At 63.5% G+C, this 16515-nt stretch carries 9 protein-coding genes and 1 pseudogene; 3 read left to right on the top strand and 7 right to left on the bottom strand.

Annotated features, from left to right (window positions below; all coding sequences use genetic code 11):
* Positions 1-272 precede the first annotated feature (272 nt).
* Positions 273-1415 (top strand): AraC family transcriptional regulator, encoded by a 1143-nt coding sequence (locus MF410_RS30035; protein WP_097629451.1) that lies wholly within the window; start codon positions 273-275, stop codon positions 1413-1415.
* A 34-nt stretch (positions 1416-1449) separates the two neighbouring features.
* Here MF410_RS30035 and MF410_RS30030 read toward each other — a convergent pair whose 3' ends face one another.
* The 7 genes and pseudogenes from MF410_RS30030 to MF410_RS30010 all read right to left on the bottom strand — a co-directional run.
* Positions 1450-2979, bottom strand: a complete 1530-nt coding sequence (locus tag MF410_RS30030) for a penicillin-binding transpeptidase domain-containing protein (RefSeq protein WP_239620735.1) — start codon at positions 2977-2979, stop codon at positions 1450-1452.
* Positions 2980-3019: 40 nt separating this feature from the next.
* A complete protein-coding gene (locus MF410_RS30025) occupies positions 3020-3736 on the bottom strand; it encodes a biosynthetic peptidoglycan transglycosylase (protein ID WP_239620734.1) in 717 nt (238 codons plus the stop codon).
* Between the two features lie 48 nt (positions 3737-3784).
* Positions 3785-5731: a hypothetical protein gene (locus MF410_RS36845; RefSeq protein WP_345774739.1), complete on the bottom strand. Its 1947-nt coding sequence runs from the start codon at positions 5729-5731 to the stop codon at positions 3785-3787.
* Positions 5732-5756: 25 nt separating this feature from the next.
* The gene (locus tag MF410_RS36840) at positions 5757-6998 is read right to left on the bottom strand and encodes a hypothetical protein (protein WP_345774738.1); all 1242 of its coding nucleotides are present in this window, start codon (positions 6996-6998) and stop codon (positions 5757-5759) included.
* The gene (locus tag MF410_RS36835; protein WP_345774737.1) at positions 6908-9751 is read right to left on the bottom strand and encodes an MG2 domain-containing protein; all 2844 of its coding nucleotides are present in this window, start codon (positions 9749-9751) and stop codon (positions 6908-6910) included. Before MF410_RS36835 ends, MF410_RS36840 begins: the two co-directional genes overlap by 91 nt.
* A gap of 5 nt (positions 9752-9756) precedes the next feature.
* Positions 9757-12906, bottom strand: coding sequence for a hypothetical protein (locus MF410_RS30015; RefSeq protein WP_239621020.1), 3150 nt, complete (start codon positions 12904-12906; stop codon positions 9757-9759).
* A gap of 2168 nt (positions 12907-15074) precedes the next feature.
* Positions 15075-15398, bottom strand: a pseudogene (locus MF410_RS30010) (lysozyme inhibitor LprI family protein); the annotation flags it as partial.
* A gap of 249 nt (positions 15399-15647) precedes the next feature.
* Here MF410_RS30010 and MF410_RS30005 point away from each other — a divergent pair.
* On the top strand, positions 15648-16025 hold the full coding sequence (locus MF410_RS30005; RefSeq protein WP_097629448.1) for a hypothetical protein: 378 nt from the start codon (positions 15648-15650) through the stop codon (positions 16023-16025).
* Complete coding sequence (locus MF410_RS30000) at positions 16018-16512, top strand: hypothetical protein (RefSeq protein ID WP_097629447.1); 495 nt, start codon at positions 16018-16020, stop codon at positions 16510-16512. The genes MF410_RS30005 and MF410_RS30000 overlap by 8 nt, the downstream gene beginning before the upstream one ends.
* Positions 16513-16515 lie beyond the last annotated feature (3 nt).

Here is a 16515-nt window from a genome sequence, read left to right as displayed (position 1 = left end):
GTCGATCACGTTGAGAGTGCTTTGAAACTGCATTGCACTGGCAAGTGAGTATTTGGGCTTTCCAACCGTCCTTCGGAACTAGCCCGTGCTCATTTAAATACCGGAACAGGACGCAATTGTCGTTATCGCCGCATCCCGAAAATTATCGGTCCGTCCATTTCTGCTCGTATAGGAATATGATAAGTAGCTTATGCACGTAGGACTTCAGTCGATTCGGTTTGTCGGATGGGCTGCGCGGACGTTTCAGCCGGCTTATGCGCTGGAGAAATTCGATGGTTACGGAGTCTGGGGATGACCCCGCTGCTGGGAAGGAATGGCCGGCCCACCTGGAGCGGCGGCGCTGGCCGCGCGAACCGTCCCCGCAGAAAGAACATCGGGTGGACGTTCCGCCTGCATTGGTGCCGTTGCGGTTTTCGACGCGAGACCTGCCGCCGAAAGAACAATTCCAGTCCTGGCGATCACATATGGCGCCGCTTGTGGATGTTCACCTGCAGAACGGACAATCTGAGGACGACGGTTTTCTCGCGGAACAGACCGGCTGGCATCTCGGCGATATCCTCATCGTCCAGCAGCGCGTGCAGGCATGCAGCTATATTCGCGATCAGGCCATGCTGCGGTCGAGCCCAATCGATCACTGGAATGTCGGCGTACTTCGCAGCGGCCGGGCCTGGACCGAGGCCAATCGCCATGTCACGGAGACCGGCCCGGGCGAGATATTTTTCAGGTCTCTTGGTTACCCGTACCGCGGGCGGATGACCGATTCAGCCGCCGTGCTCGTCTTCCTACCCTATGAACTACTGACCCGTGATGCGCCTCTTCTGCAGAACGCCCACAACATCGCCCTCTCCGGTAGCCTCGCCGAATTGCTCGTCAGCTATATCGACGGCCTGGAAGCGAACCTCAGCAATTTGACGGTGGAGGAGGCGCCGCGGATCATCAGGACGATCGGCGATATGGTCGTTGCATGCGCTGCATCGTCCGCAAGTTTGGACCGCGGTCAGGAACAGACCAATACGGGGCTGATGGAGCGGGCGCATCGTTATATTCACCTCAATCTTCATTCAGACAGCTTGACGCCTGACGTCATGTGCCGGGCGTTGGGCATCTCGCGGACGCGGCTCTACCAATTGTTCGAAACGAGCGGGGGCGTCTTCAACTACATTCGCAAACGTCGATTGCTACAGGCCTATGCGGATCTAACCAACCCGTCCGACAACAGGCCGATCTCGGAGATTGCCGAGGCCGCCGGCTTCGACGTTGCAGCTAATTTTACGCGCGCGTTCAGCCATGAATTCGGGCTCAGCCCGCGTGAAGTCAGAAAGACCATAGCAACGGAGCGCCCGGCCATCCCGGCGACACGTTTCATGCGGCGTTCTGGGACAACGATCGGCGATTGGCTAACGCTCGCACGTTGATGCGGTGGGCTAGGCTTTCCGCAGTCGAAAGCTGTCATTGCACATAGACCGGTACCATCGCGGAGGTTTCGTCGCGGTAGGGCAGGCGGATTTGGAAGCGGTGCTCACCGCTCTGGATCGGCCAAAAGACGGGTCGGTCGGGGTCGGTGACGGCGAAGGGCTGGCCGTCGACATACCAGACGATTTGCGGCACATGCGGGTGGACATCGGCCTTCAGAGGCAGCCGGTCTAATGAAGCCGGCTGTTCCGGATTGCGCCAGATCTGGCTATTGCGCGCCGGCGTCGAGATGGCAAGATGGATCTTGGGATCGGACGCGTCGGTACTGGCGAGCGAATAGCTCTGGCTCCGCCCCGCTGTTGCACTGATCGGCAAAGGGTTGAGGCTGGCGTCCGAACGAAGCGATAGCGCAGCCGCCTTCGGCATCTCATCGGGCTTCAGCCATTCCACCAGCGTCTGGCTGCAGCTATTGTCATTCGTCTGCCCGTTGACGACGCATACCTCCATCGGTTTGCGGTCCGGCGGCGTCGGAAAACGCGCATCGGCGATGTCTCCAGGCTTGTTGCCGTGGACCCGGTCGATAACGGCGTGCACAAGTCGGGCGGCAGTGCCGGCGCCGGTCATCCGGCTCATGGTGCCGTCATCGCCCCTCCCGATCCAGACGCCGACGATGACCTTTTCCGAATAGGCCACGGCCCAGGCATCCCGGTAACCTTGCGAGGTGCCGGTCTTGATGGCGACCGGGAATGGATATTCCAGCGTCCCGTAGCGGTGGAAGCTTGGCAGCCGCGCCTGCGGATCAGACAGGAATGATGTAATCAACCGGGCCGTATCGAGCGAAATGACCCGCACGGGCTGCGGCTGCGGCTGTTCGCGCGCCCAGCGCAGATCCTGCAATTGGCCGTCGTTGGCGAGCGCCCCATAGGCCCGCATCAGCCTGTCCAGGCGTGTGGGCAATGAGCCGATCGCCATCGACAGACCGAAATAGTCGGCCGGGGTTTCGAGGTCGTGCAGACCGAGATCGCGCAAGAAGCGGAACGTCGTCTCAAGACCGATGCTACGCAGCAGATTGGTCGCGGGCACATTGCGCGAATTCGCCAGCGCCTGGCGGGGCAACATGGGCCCGAGGAATTCGCGGTCCGCGTCGCCGATGCCTGAGGCGCCTTCCGGCAGATCGAGCAGCATGTCGGTCGGCTTCAGCACGCCGCGCTCGAACCCCAGCGCATAAATGAAAGGTTTGAGTGTCGAGCCCGGCGAACGCTGCGTCCGCGTATAGTCGAAGGCGCCGGCATGCCTGCCGTAATAATTGCTCGAACCGACCTGGGCGAGGACCTCGCCGGTTTGCCGCGACACCACCATGACCCCGACTTGCTGCGCGCCCGCAGAGCGCCAGCCATCGAGATAGTCTCGCGCGAGAGCGGTCACGTCGGCCTGCAGGCCAAGGTCGATCGTCGTGTGGATCAGCGGCGCAACCGCGGAGGCAGGCGCTATCTCGCCGTTCTCGATGAGATCGTGATAGCGCAATATCAGGTGCAGGGCGTCCGGGCGGCGGGGCAGGGCGGGCATCCGCATGTCATCGAGCTGGCGGTGGGCGATCTCCGCCTCGTCAGCTTGAATGATCTTCTGTTTTGCCAGCGCGTCGAGGATGACCGCGCTGAACGGCCCGGCGCAAGCCCTCCGGCCGCAGCGGGTTCATCCGGGTCGGCGATTGCGGGATGGCTGACAGCAGCGCGATCTCGGCCCAGGACAAATCCGCCACCGGCTTGTCGAAATAGAGGCGCGCCGCATGGGCGATGCCGTGGCTGCCATTGCCGTAAGGCGCCAGCCGCAAATATTGCGCCAGTGTGGCGTCGCGCCCGTAACGCAGGGTCAGCAAGACGCCGGTGCCGGCCTCGAGCATCTTGTGCACGAAGGTGCGCGATTCCGGCTGCTGCATCCGCGCCACTTGCATCGCAATGGTCGAGGCGCCCGAGCGGCGCTTGACGGCACCGAAATTTTGCCAGGCCGCGCGGCCGATGGCATAGGGATCGACGCCGATATGGTCGTAGAACCGCCTGTCTTCGAGGGCAAGCGTGGCCTTCACAACGCGATCCGGCAATTGCTCCAGCGGCCAATAGCCGTAATCGATGCGCCCGCCGGCGCCGTCGGCATGGCCGATCTGCGCGAGGAAAGCGCCGCTGCGATCATAGAGGATCGGCGTCGGTGCCGGCGCGATCAGCTGCGCACGCTGATGGATGAGATAGGCATAGACCAAGGCGCCCGCTGCAAGAACCAGCGAGGAGAAAAGAACGAGCTTCGATCGGCGGCGTCCCAAGAGTGTCATTGCTCGGCTGGCTGGCTCCTCGCCTGATATCTTCCCTGGCTGCGTGGACTACTTGGCCACGACGATTTGCACGGCAGCGCTCGTTCCCTGCACGCCCTTCTGGTACATGGTTTCGGCGAAGGCCTGCGGCTGTGTATACGAACCGGGGATCAAGGCGCGCGTCCGGTAGGCGAAGGTGTAGTTGCCCTTCGGAAGCCTCTCGGACGCGCAAAACACCTGATCGTCCCCGTAGGACACCCAATCGGTCGGCAGGCTCGGCGCGATTGCCGGTGTAGCCTCGGCCGGGGCGGTGGCGATGTTGGGGTTGAGAGGATCCAGCCCCGCGGCCAGCGGCAGGGTAAGCGCCACATGGGTCCGATCTTCGGACACGACCAGTTCGACCCTTTCCTCTGACACATCGCCCACCTTGAGCTGGATAGCACCTTTGGCATCGGGGATCAGTTTCTCCAGCGGCGCATTGCCGGCGGGGACGCGGTAGAGCGTGCGGGTCAGGGCAAACCCCCGGCTCTCAGCTTGCGCGCTATAGCCGGCTTCAGCAGAGAGATAGGAGGTCTCCACCAGCGCGAGGGCGGGCGCCGTTCCCGTATTTTGGATGGTAACGGCGCTCGGATCCAGAGTGACCTGTCGCAAAACAGGGTCATTGGCGTCGAGCGCCAGATTTTGAACATTGCCGCTCTGGGTCAGCGTCAGCGGCAAGGGCGTCGTCGGCCTCTGCCAGGCGACCGCAAGCGCACGGATCGCAGCCGACGTCGCATTGGTCGAGCCCCAGCCATCGCTGTCGCCGAGCTGCAGCAAGGCGTTTGTCAAGGCGGGATAACGCGGATCCGTTTCAGAGGTCAGAGCCGCCGCGCGCACCATTTCGGCAAGGCTGCGGGCTTCCGAAGGCAGGATGATCGGGCTGCCTCCATCCTCAGCCTGGCCGTCATAAACCAGCTGGCCATTGCGAGAGAGGATGCGCACGCGCGACCACATCGTGTCGGCGAGACCACCGACAAGACGTTGGTCGGCATCGGGCGCACCAGCTGCGGCCGCCGTCATTCTGGCAACGCTGACATTCGGCATCAAGGCAGCCGAACGGGCGAGTTCGGCCATATAGGCGGGGTCGAGCCCGCCGCCTTCGGCCAGCGCCGTCAGAGCCTCGACCCGTTCGCGAACCTCGTCACCACTGAGCAGATGCGGATAATCCGAGCGTAGCGACAGTTTCAGCACGCTCGCAAGACGATCCGTCAAAGCCTTGTCGGTGGGTTCGCCCGCTTTGCCGGCCGCGACCAGGAAAGAATAGGCCCAGGCCGTCAGCGAGACATTGCCCTTGCTGTGCGGCCAGAAGCCGACAAGGCCGTCGGCATCGACCGCCTGGCCGATTATCAGCACGGTGTTGTGCACATCGCCGTCTATGCGCTTTTCAAGCTTCGCCGCTGCCAGGATGGGAGCGAAACTCTTGAACGCGACGCCGGAGGAGGCCAGCGATATCCGCTGCTCGGTGGAGCCGTAGGGAGATTCCACCAAAGTGTTGAGGCCGGCAACGAGCTTCACCAATGTCGGATCGGAGGTCAGCGTCATCGCACGCTGGAACGATCCGGGGCGCACATCTCCCTCAGTTGCGGGCAGCGTTTTCGAGCCGCCCGCCGGGATTTCGACGATCTGGTAATGTTTGGTCGGGATGCGGTCTGGTTTCAACGGCAGCGTGATTTCCACGGCGTCGCTGGCGTGGTCGGCCAGGCGCTCGACCCCGAAACGCAGCCGCACGTCGTCCTTGCCGGGCTTTGGCTCGGGCACCTGGGCGAGAATGCCGATATGAGCCGGCTTGTTCTCTTCCCAGGCAAAGGAAAGATCCTTGCTGCCCTCCAGCGTCAATCCGTCGGAAGCAATGGATGCAGCGCCGGCGCCGGCGCCACCCTCAACGACACGGGCAATGATGCCGGCCTCGAATTGGTCGCCAAAACGCAGGAAGCGAGGCAGGGCGGGTTGAGCGACGATTTCCTGTCGGATCAGCATTTCGCCGGTGCCGTAGCCGAAGCGGTCAGGACCGCTGACGGCCTTGGCACGCAGCTTGAAGACGGTCAGCGAGTTCCGGAAGCTTCACCTTGATCTTGGCAATGCCGTCGGCGCCGACCTTGACGTCGGGAAGATAGATCGGCACCGGCGTGAAATTCTTGCGGACGGAGATATTGTTGTCCGTGCCCCATTCCTCCCGCTCGTCGCCACCCGGCACCTCGTCCAGAGGAATGATGCCGAAGGCCATGTTGCGGGTGTCGCGCAGCGCCATGGTGGATTGGCGCTTGACGATAAAATTCGGCAGCGGATCCAGCGGCTGTTCCGTTGCCAGCGACAGCACGGCCTGGTCGATCATCCAGAAGGTGGCCTCGCCCGCGATCGGCTGACCGGTATCGTCGGCGAGATGCAGCGTGACCTCCACTTCATCGCCGGGGCGGGCCTTCTTCGGGTAATCCAAGGCAACGGCGACGATGTTCTTCACCGGTTTTACCGTCACCGTCTTCGTCGCGGCGATCGTGACAGGCTTGCCCTGGTCGAAGGGCGCGTTCGGCGAGGGGATGCTGGTCTCCAGCCGGCCGCGCATGATGAGGAAGTGCACGGGAATTTCAGGCGTATACTCCTTGCGGACCGGCACAGCATAATGGCCGTATCCATCGGCGATATCGACCCAATCATAACGGAACGTTCCCTCGGGCTCTTCGACGACGGCCAGCGCACGGGCTGTCTGGAAGGGCGATTGGATCAGCAGATTGGCGGTTTCTCCGGGGATGTAGCTGTCCTTGTCCGTGGTCACGACCGCGGTGCGAGCGGGCGGCTGTGCCCAGGTGACCGGCGTGGTGCCGCCGACGAAGAAGTCGACGCTCACCTGCTGTCGGCGGCCGATCCGGTCGCTGGCCTCGAGTTGAATGACGTAGACGCCCGCATCCTTTGCCTCGAGCGCCAGGGTCTGGATATCGCTGGTGCTGGTAATCTTGCGCTCCAGAACGGTCTCGTCCATGACCTGCGTGACGTACTTCGCCGAACCCTGGCTGAAGTCGCTCGCCTGCAGCGTCGACGTCCAGTTGCGATGGATCAGCCGCGCCGTCATCTCCAGCCCGGCGACGGGATCGCCATTGCCGTCGACAGCCAGGATCTCAGGCTCGATGGCGCCGGGCGTCGGCACGTAGCGCGGCACCTTCAGGCCAAGCACGAAAGGCGGGACGGCATAGACGGTAGTAATGCTGCGCACCTGCAGATCGTCGTCGCCGGTGACGGTCGCCTCGACCATGTAGCGGCGGGGTTGCGCCGTCGGCTCGATCGTCGTGTCGAAGCTGATGCGCGAGGCGCCGCCGGCGTCGGTGCTGCCGTCTCGTTCCAGCGCGGGCGAGGATTTGAACTCGTTGCCGCCGGAGTACCGGGAATCCGTCGAAAAAGGAAGCCTTCGTGGCCAGGCGGCGTCCAATTGTAGGGATACTGCACGGCGCGCCAGCGAATGGGACGATCCGCCAGCAGGCCGCCGGCGAAATAGCGCGCGACCAGGTCCACGTTGAAGGAGGAATCGAGAGGCACGGTCTGCGGATTGTTGAGGACCACTTCGAAAGTCGGCAGGCGATAAGCCTCCTTCTTGAAGGAGATGCTGCCGCATTGGACCCTGTTGTCGGCCGCGCTGCTTTGACTGCCGTCGCTCTCGGCGGTCTCGGCAGTATCGGCCTGGCTGTCGCCTGGCTGCGCCTCATCGGTATTGCCGTCGCTCGGACCGTCGGCGTTCTCGTCCTCACCGGAGGTCTGCGCCGGTTGAGTCTGGTCCGTAGCCTGCGCGGTGTCGCCCGGCTCGAAGTGAACTTCGTAATCGCCGGTCGCCGGCGTCTCCGAGTCGAATTTGTGATAAAAGCCGCCGAACGCGTCCAGCCGCACCGGTACGCGCCACTCCTGCTGATCGGGGCCGGTGATGACGATCTGGCCGCCTTGCGCCGGCAGCGTCAGGTGGCCTCCGAGGTAGCTTCGGACATATCCCTTGATATGCACCGGCTCCTCCGGGCGATAGATCGGCCGCTCGGTGAAGACGTGGCAGAGGGTGCGGCTCTGCTCGGTGCGGCTTTCCGCGGGATTGGTGGTCCAATCCAGCCAGGCGGCGGAGGGTTTGGTCCAGTTGTCTTCAGCATATTGGGCCGGGGCATGATCGGGATCGACGACCAGAGTATCCAGCCCCTTCGTCACGATGACGCGCCGGATCTTCGCGTCGGCGCGCTTCTGCAGCTCCCAGGAAAAGAAGCCCTGCGCGTCTGTCGTTCCTGCCGCAAGCGTGACGAATTTGCCGTCGCGCAAACCGTCGAGGCGAATCTGCGCCCCATCCATCGGCTTGCCGCTGGCAAGCGAGGTGACGGCAAAGCGGACCCGGTCCGGCTCCTCCACCGCGCTCAAGGTCAGGTCGGTGACCTGTACGCGAAGCCAATGCCGGGTTTGGCTGTCCACCGCGCGCAGGCCGACGAGATAGCTGCCGGGCTGGTCGGCACCGGCAATCCGGGCAAAAAGCGATTTCAGGTCCAGGCCGAATTTGGTGTCGACGCCGCCCTTGTGAATCGGCAGGTCGACGAACTGGGATATGGCGGGCGAACCCAGGGCCTTGACGCGCGCCTGGATCGCATCGGCTGAAATCTCGTCGTTGTCGGCCCATTTCTGCGGCTCCTTGCCGGGCAGAGGCGGTGCTTCGTCATCATCCGTATCGAGGCCGGATTGCGGGAAAGGCCAAAAATCGCGCGACAGCGGATCGATCGCGTGGATGCGCACATCGGCCCTGTCATAACCGCGCCCGCGCAACGGCACGAGTTGTGGGCCAAAACGCTCGACCACACCCTGCGACGCATCCCAGATGAGCGAAGACTGTTCCGGCGCGAAGGCGAATTTCTGGCCGAAGCCGTCAGCCAGCGGTCTGCCGCGGTCATCCGTCAAGGCGCCGGCAGCGACATCGAGCGTGTAGACCTTGTCGGTGAGAAAGCGGCCATTGACATAGAGACGCCCATCGCTTGCTTCCGCCGTCAGATCGTCCACCGGCGGAGAAATGCGCAAGGCGTCCCGGACCGAGAACTGTTCCCCAACCACCGGATTGCTCGAAAACCGGAAGATCATGCCGCGACCCTGGCGAGCGGCCGGCGCTGCATCGGCATTGTCGGCGGCGTTGCCGTCATCATCGACCGCGGCGCTGTAATCGCTGACGGTCGCGTTGGAGGTGCAGCGCATGATGCCATCGCTCGTAGTGGCGTCGAAGCCCCGCCCGCAATCGGAACTGGTCATGGTGAAGGGCACGGCGGTGCGCACGCGCAATTCAAAGGTCTGATCGCTGAAATCCGGCGTGTCGGCAAGCTTTAGCCGCAGGATGGCGACGCGGCCATCAGGTACGCTCTGATGCAACTTCACCACGTAGGATTGCTGATCGCCGCGGCTGTTGCGTTCTAGCGGCTGGATATCGAAATCTTGCGCCCCCAACATCAGACCGCCTTCGTCGCCAATGCCGGGCGCCGGACGCAGCTCGATCGACAGCAGCCGGCTCAGCGCCGCGACATCGACGGGTTCGGCAAAGGTCAAGGTGATCTGGTCAAGCTCGCTGACGGGATCATCGGTTGCAGCCGGAGCCGTCGATACCGGCACCGGCAGCAGCGGTATCAGTTCCGTCTCACCGCCGGCGCCCTTGTCATGATCCAGCATCTTGACCTTGACGCGGGCAAGGGGCTGCCACTTGTCGGCGGGCCTGAATTGCAGAGCGCGCGGGCCGAGCCACTGCCAGGCACCTGAACCAGCCGGTTCCATCGTCACCAAACGCTCGGGCGAATCTTCCGCGCCGCCGGTTGCGGGGCCGGTATCCGTGGCAAAGAAAATCGTCACGGGATCATAGGCGCGCAAAAACCTCTCCGGCACGATTTTGACGCCGTCGGCGCGCTGCAGAACATCCAGTGCCGGCGAGGGAGCGCCTTGCTGCGCGTGACCGCTTGAGATCAGCGTTGAAGACGCAAGGGCGAGGGCAATGAGAAATGCGATCTTTTTCATTGGTTTCACTTCGATCCCATGGGCTTCAGACCGGCACGCTGCAGATAATCATTGATAATTTCGGGCGGCGGGCCCGCCGGCGGTGGCGACAATCCAACCACCGAAGGCCTGACGATGAGTGTCGGCGCGTTGGCCGGTGCGCGTGCTTCCAGGAGGTAATAGCCTGCCGCAAGTTGCTTGAGCTGATTGACGCCTTCGCCGAGCGCCTGGCCCTTGGCATCCAGTAGCCGGCCGATGGCAAGGTCAGGATCGGAACGCAGGCCGACGCCGATATTGCCGCTATTCCTAACCTCGAAGCCGAACAGGGCGGTCGCGCCCGGTGCAAGCACGACCGGGGCTCCGATGCCGTCATTGACCGGCACGACCGGTGTCGCCGTCATGTCCAGGCTGCCCGACAAGGGGCCTTCATGCGTGGAATAGAGTGTCAGGACCGCCTCACCTGCTGCAAGATAGCGGTGGAACTCCGCTCCCGTCGGAAAGAGTTGCATGTCGCGGTGACCATCCTGCTCCAGGCCGACAATGACAGGTGCGTCGGTGCTGACGTCGAGCACCATCGGCTGGGCCGGGTTAAGACGGAAAGCCATGGCTTCACCCTCGAGCTTTACGCTCTGCGGCAGCGTCATCGATTTTGGTTCGGGCTTCGGCCAGGGCGACTGGCCGCCACGTTCCAGCCACAGCGCCACGAGGCCGGCGCCGTGATCGACGATCAGCTGACCGGGTCCGGAGACGGAAATACTGTCCCCGCGCAAGACCCGACCGTCGGCCCCGATAAACGTCGCCGCGCCGCCGGAAACGTTCAGGACATCTCCCTTCATGGCATCAACCGCGATTTCTTCCGATCCGACCGTCCCGAAAAACCGGCGCTTGATCTGATCGTTGCCGAGCGCAATTGCTTGTCCCGGTGACAGGCTGACGCGCGCCGAGCCGGCATCACCCGTCAGATTGACGAGCCAGATCTCCTCAGTCGACGTCACGATGCTGCGCGACAGGGGAGCTGCGGCCGACCAGACGTTCAACAGCTGAGAGGCTGAGGTGGCGGAGACGACGGCGATCCCGGGCGCCAGGTCGAGCGTCAGCCGTTTCACCCCAGTCGCCAGCTTTACCGGCTGCGCGCTGAAGGCTGGAACGGTTGTCGTCAAGGGGCCGTTCAGCTGCACCGCCTCGAGTTCGGCCGCATCGATCGGCCTCAGCCGCATCTGCAGGCTTTCATCGCTTGCGGCGTTCCAGATGTGCAGATCCTGGTTATCGGAGAGGGCGACCGCGCTGTTGAGGCCGACACCCATGCCGCGTGCGGCCGTGAGGCCCGGCTGGCCGAAGGCCGAATCCGCACGCCACAATCGAACCTTACCCGGCAAGGCAGGGATGGCTGGAATAACCGCCTGATCTCCCGGCGAAAGCGTCAGCGCGATCTCTGCATCGGGTTGCGCGGGGCTCACCCGCACATGGCCGGCGCCACGGGAGACCAGCCATAAACGATCCGATTGCGGAGCAAAAAGTCCCGATGCGGCGGCCGTGAGCGGACGATCGGCACTTGCGCCCGCAAGCAGATCGGCGCTGGCGCCGAGGTCCATGAGGCCGGCCGACGGCGCATGCGCGAGAGCAACGTTGAGAGAGAGATCGAGGCCATCGATGGCCACGGGCTCCAAGGCGATATCGCCGGGCTCCCGCATATCGCCGACGATGCTGCGCGCGGCGATCTTGATGGGTGCTGCCCCACCGTCGAGGGTCCAGACCGATGCGCGCCACTGTGCATCCCCCTCGGAAGCGGGCCAAGCGATAAAGGGTGTGCGGCCACGGGCAAGGGTTTGCGGCTTCCAGCCGCCATCGGCATCTCGTTTTTCGACGGAGAGAACCAGGTCGCTGGTGGACTGCGCCGCGACCAGCGTGAGCCGATCCTTTACATTGGCCGGCAAGGGACCCGGCAGAGGGAAAATAAAGACGGAGGCGCCGTTGACGGAGGCACTGCCGCTCTCTGCAAGCGCCGGCTGCGCTTGCTCCTGCGGCAGGGCGAACTGAACCTCGATATCCCCGAGATCGGCCTGGTCGTCGCCTTCCCCCTGATCATCGCCGTCGGCTTCTTGATCGTCGGGATTTTCATCCGCTTGGCTGCCGGCCGTGCCGGATGCTGCCGCCTGATCAAGCGCCAGTGTATAGGATCCGGCCGGCAGGCGGGTGGACAGCGCGATGTTCCAATCATCGCTGCGCCCCGTCAGGCGTTCGAGGACGGCGCCATGTTCGTCCTTCAGCACGCCCTTGATTTCGGTGCGGCCGAAAGTGCCGAGGCTGACGACACGGTCCGTCTCGACATTGAAGGAAAGCTCGGCCGGCAGGTTGACGAAGCGCGCCTCGCCCGGCTGCAGATCCCTGGTGTTCAGGGTAACCTGGTAATCCAGCCGGTCATCATGGGCGAGGCTCGTGAGGTCGATGCGATAGTGCCCGGCCTTCAATTTGCCGGTGAATTGGGGCGCGGCGACAAATCGGGCGATCTGCTCCTTGTCGTCACGAAACAGCGTGCCGATCATGCCTTCGGTCAGATCGATGCTGATATCCGCATCGGCCAAGAGATCAAACGTCCAGCCGTCGGCAACACGCGCGTCGCCCTTGCCCTGAGGCTCGCGCCACTGAAATGCCTGGCTCTGATTGAAGGCCAGCGGATGCGGTCCGTGGCCCTGCAGCTGCGGCGCGTCGATGACGGGTCTTAGCCGTGCGACAAACCGCGTGTCGACGTCGCGCGGCAGGATCACGAGGCGGTAATGCCCCGCCGTGAAATCCTGACTGAGACTGGAAAGTGGCCCCGGCACTGTGAGCGGCCATCCCTCGGCATCCTCGAGGCGAGCAGTAAGGTCTTCGCCGAGGGAGTAGAGATCAAGCTGATAAGATCCCGCACGTGTTATCTCGATCGGCACGACGGCGCCGCGCCCGCCGGAGAGAATGCCTCGGCTGGTGCCATCGGCGACCAGGGTTGCCGCCGTCGGAAGCGAGGCCGGCGTAACGGCGACGCCAAGATGGCCGGAGGAATTCTGCACGGAGAGGCCGACCTGATAGGTTCCGGCGCGCAGATAGGTTTGCAGCAGCGCATTGTGGCCATCGCCATTGTCCGACGCTTCCCCCAGCCCCGGCAGGAATGACGTGCCAAGGCGCAGCGATGTCTGCAAACGGCCAAGGGTTTCGATGCGGTAAAGCCCCCTTCCGCCACCTCGAGCCGGTAGGATTTCTCCGCGTTCTCGGCGAGATCGAGAAACTGGGATTGGCCGGCAATCAATGGGGATGCGGGGGGCGGGGGTGCAATCTGGCGCGCTGCGACAGCATCAGGCTGCCAACTGACGACGATCGACCGGGCAGCGGAGGGAACCGGGAAGCGCAGGGTCAAGGTCCGGCCTTTTGTGTCGACGCGCTCGTTGCTGGTCGCAAATGCGACCGATGTATTGTGCATGTCGATGGCGGCGATGGTCCCGCCTGGAGGTACGTGGACGTCGATCTGCAGATCCGCGGGTGATGCCGGCCGCGACAGGGCGTTCGCATCGTCATTCGCAGCACCTTTGGCCTGCGGCACGGGCGCCGGCATATTGGACATTGGCTGATCCGGCAGAGGTTGCGGCTGTGCCGCCGCATCGGCGGGCTGCCAGAGCGCCAGTGGCCGCAACTGCAGATCGGCGGGCAAGGCCACGGCACGAGGTCCCGTCAGCAGACCGGGCGCGGCATTGGTGATGATCTGGTAGCGCGTGGCCTTTTCGGCTTCCCGGATGCCAAAGGAAATGGTGGTGCGGGCGGGAGCTGCGGGTTGGACCGGTGGGACGAGGCCCGGCGTGCCGAAGGTGAGGTCGACGATGCCGACAGCATTGTTGTCGGGCAGCAGGCGCAGCAGATAATAGCCGGCGTCCAGATCGAAACGATCAGGATTGCGGCCGTCGACGCGCGGAGCATTGCCGACAAGAACCGGGCTGATGTCGGCATGCAGGGCAACGCCTGAGGTGCGGACCGCGATCTGGCCAGCTTGCGTCATCTCGAACAGCAGCGACGTCGGCCCGCGTAAATTGAAGCGCCGCCGCCAAGCCTGGCCCAGGCCGAGATGAGGCAGGTCGGACGCGACGATCGTGGCTTTGCCCCCACGGTCCTGGCGCAACAGCAGGGCCGTGGCCGGAATTTCATCGCCGCCTTCGCCGGCAATGTCGAGACTGATGAGATTGGCCACTGAGCCTTTAAATTGGGTCTCGGTGCCGAACCGAAGCCCCCGAAGCTGGAAAGGCTGGCCTTCATAGCCCGAGACTTCGACAATGCTCGGCTGGCCGTCTGTTGAAAGCGAAAGCGTGGCTGTCGGTTCGCGGCTGGCCTTATCGATCACGGCACTCTGAAAAGCCGTCGCCGTTTGAGAAGTCCGACCGGCCCGGAGCACCGCCGGCGCCGATTGCGGCAGCTCCAGACGGAAGGTATCGAGATCTGCCGGCGCCTCGAAACGGATCGAGCCGAAGGGTCCGATGACATTTTCGGCTATCCCTCCGGCCAGCGAAAGCTGCGCGCCGGTGCGAATATGGAATGGCTCTGCGGCGTCCGCGCTAGTCCAGACAAGCTTCTGACCGCCATAGGCCGTCACGAGATAGCGGCCGGCCTCGACCGTTCCCGTCAGCGTCCCCCGGCTCATGGGGAGGCCCGGCTTCAATTCGAAGATCGACATTTTCGGCGAGAGATCGGCAATATCGGTGCCGTTCCGCCACAAGCGCAGATCCTGCAGCGAGCGTCCGACCGCCTCGATATCGACGCGCCCGGAATCGGGAATGTCGATCCAATAGGATCTTTGCTGCAGATCGCTGAGATCGGCATGGATGGGGGTGAGCGAGGTCAAGGCGGCGTCGGGCTGTTCAAGCTCCTGATAGGCTTGCGCGGTGAGCTTGACGTCGCCGGCGGCTCCCTTGGCACCGAACACACGGACCTTGTAGGTGCCTTTGTCGAGCAGGGCATCGATCCGGCCGTCGCTGACTCCGGCTGCGCCCATGCGGTCGCCGGGGCCGGCGATCATGTCGACAAGCTGCAGCGCCACACCGGAAGTGCTCTGCGTGCGGATGGTGATATGGCCTGAAGTGTCGACGGTCAGCAAGGTGCTGCCATCCTGATCCGCAGGCAGTTGATCCGGGGCCAAATGCGGCTGCGACACGAGCCGGGGCGGCGCTTTTAAGGGCGCGGGTTGAGGCGCTGCGACGGCCGCCGGCGCCGATGTATCTTGTGCCGCCGCCGGCTGTGTCGTCGGTGCTGTTGATGGTGCAAGCTCGACGGCAGATTCTGGCGGCTTGCGGCTGGGAGAAGCGCCCGCTGCCACAAGCGCCTCAAGGCGCGTCTGATAGCTTGTTGCCAGGCATGCCGTCAGCCGGCCCGGATCGGTGTCTACGCAGGATTTGTTGCGGTCCGCCAACCAGCGGCGCTGCTGCTGGCGTAGATCGTTCAGCCTTGTCGGGTCGCCGTTGAGATCCGCCAATGCCTGCCGATAGGAGGGTGCCAACGCGGTGTCCTGGGCAATCAAGGCAGGGGAGGCACAAATCGCCTTTTCAATGGCGGACTGCGCTTTGCCGCAATCAAAGGATTGCGCATGGGAGGCCGCTGGGAAAAGACAACCACTGAGGGCAACAAGCAAACGCAGGCGAGAGATGAAAGCCATGGATAACTCGTTTTTTGAGTGGCCGGCACACTAGTCAATATGAACTATCCTCGATCAAGACAAGAGCCGGTTGCAGCAAGCCGAGAACCGCAACGCGCTCAATGTTTGACGTGGTTTATAAGTCGGCACTTGGATGTGGAGTGACCCGTAAAAACTCGCTCTTGCGGCAGGAGCGCAGGGCTAATTTCCGGCGTCGGACATGTCACATTTTTCCACTCCCTTCGTCCTTGTGAGCGAAAGGAGATTTCAATGCGACCGCTGCTTCTTGCCCTTTCCGTCCTCCAGCTTTTCAACGGGGTGCTGATGCTGGCTGCACCAGCGCTCTGGTATAGCGTCATACCCGGTGTCACGGAGACTGGCCCGTTCAATTCCCATTTCCTTCGAGATATCGGCCTTGGCTTTCTGAGCGCCGGCTGCGCGCTGGGCATGGCGAGCTGGTATGCGGCGATTGCACGGCCTCTGGTGGCTGTTGCCAGCGTCTTCCTGCTCGGCCATGCGCTGCTGCATCTCGCCGAAATGGGGCTGCATGGAACCGGTCCAGCCCATGCGATGCGGGATATCACGCTGATCGTCGTGCCGGCCTTGATGCCGCTTGCCGTGTTCAAGCGGAGGACCTCCCATGTTTAGGCGGCTCTTTCGGAATGCCGCGCGCAAATTCGGCGCGCGCTATGATTATGATGTCGGCTATATGGAAGATCTCGCCGAGTTGAGCCCGGGCGGATTCGCCAAGCTCGCCTTGCTCACACCCTTCACGCAGGAGCGTTTCGGCGTGCCGGCTGCACCTTATTATGCTGCGAAATTCATCGCGGCGCGCACGGCCGGATGTGGGCCCTGCGCCATGCTGGTGGTTCGCATGGCGGAGGAAGCCGGCGTCAGCGCACAGCAGCTCGCCTCGATCGCCCGGCCGGGTTCGGCGGATGCCGACATGCGGCTTGCCGCCGACTATGCGACAGCCGTTCTCGCGAACTCGTTCGACCTTGCTGACATGATTGAGACGGCCGCTTCGGGGAAAAAGGCCTCTGGGGCTTGCTTCAGCCGTCGCCGCCGGCCAATTCTACCCCACCTTAAAGCGGGGCGTCGGCGCGGCGCTGAGCTGCGACCTGCTGCCGGCTGAGTT

This window comes from Rhizobium sp. C104 (assembly GCF_022354505.1).
Taxonomy (GTDB): domain Bacteria; phylum Pseudomonadota; class Alphaproteobacteria; order Rhizobiales; family Rhizobiaceae; genus Rhizobium; species Rhizobium redzepovicii.
The sequence above is the reverse complement of the archived record's forward strand: the minus strand, read 5'-3'. Positions and strand labels throughout refer to the sequence as shown.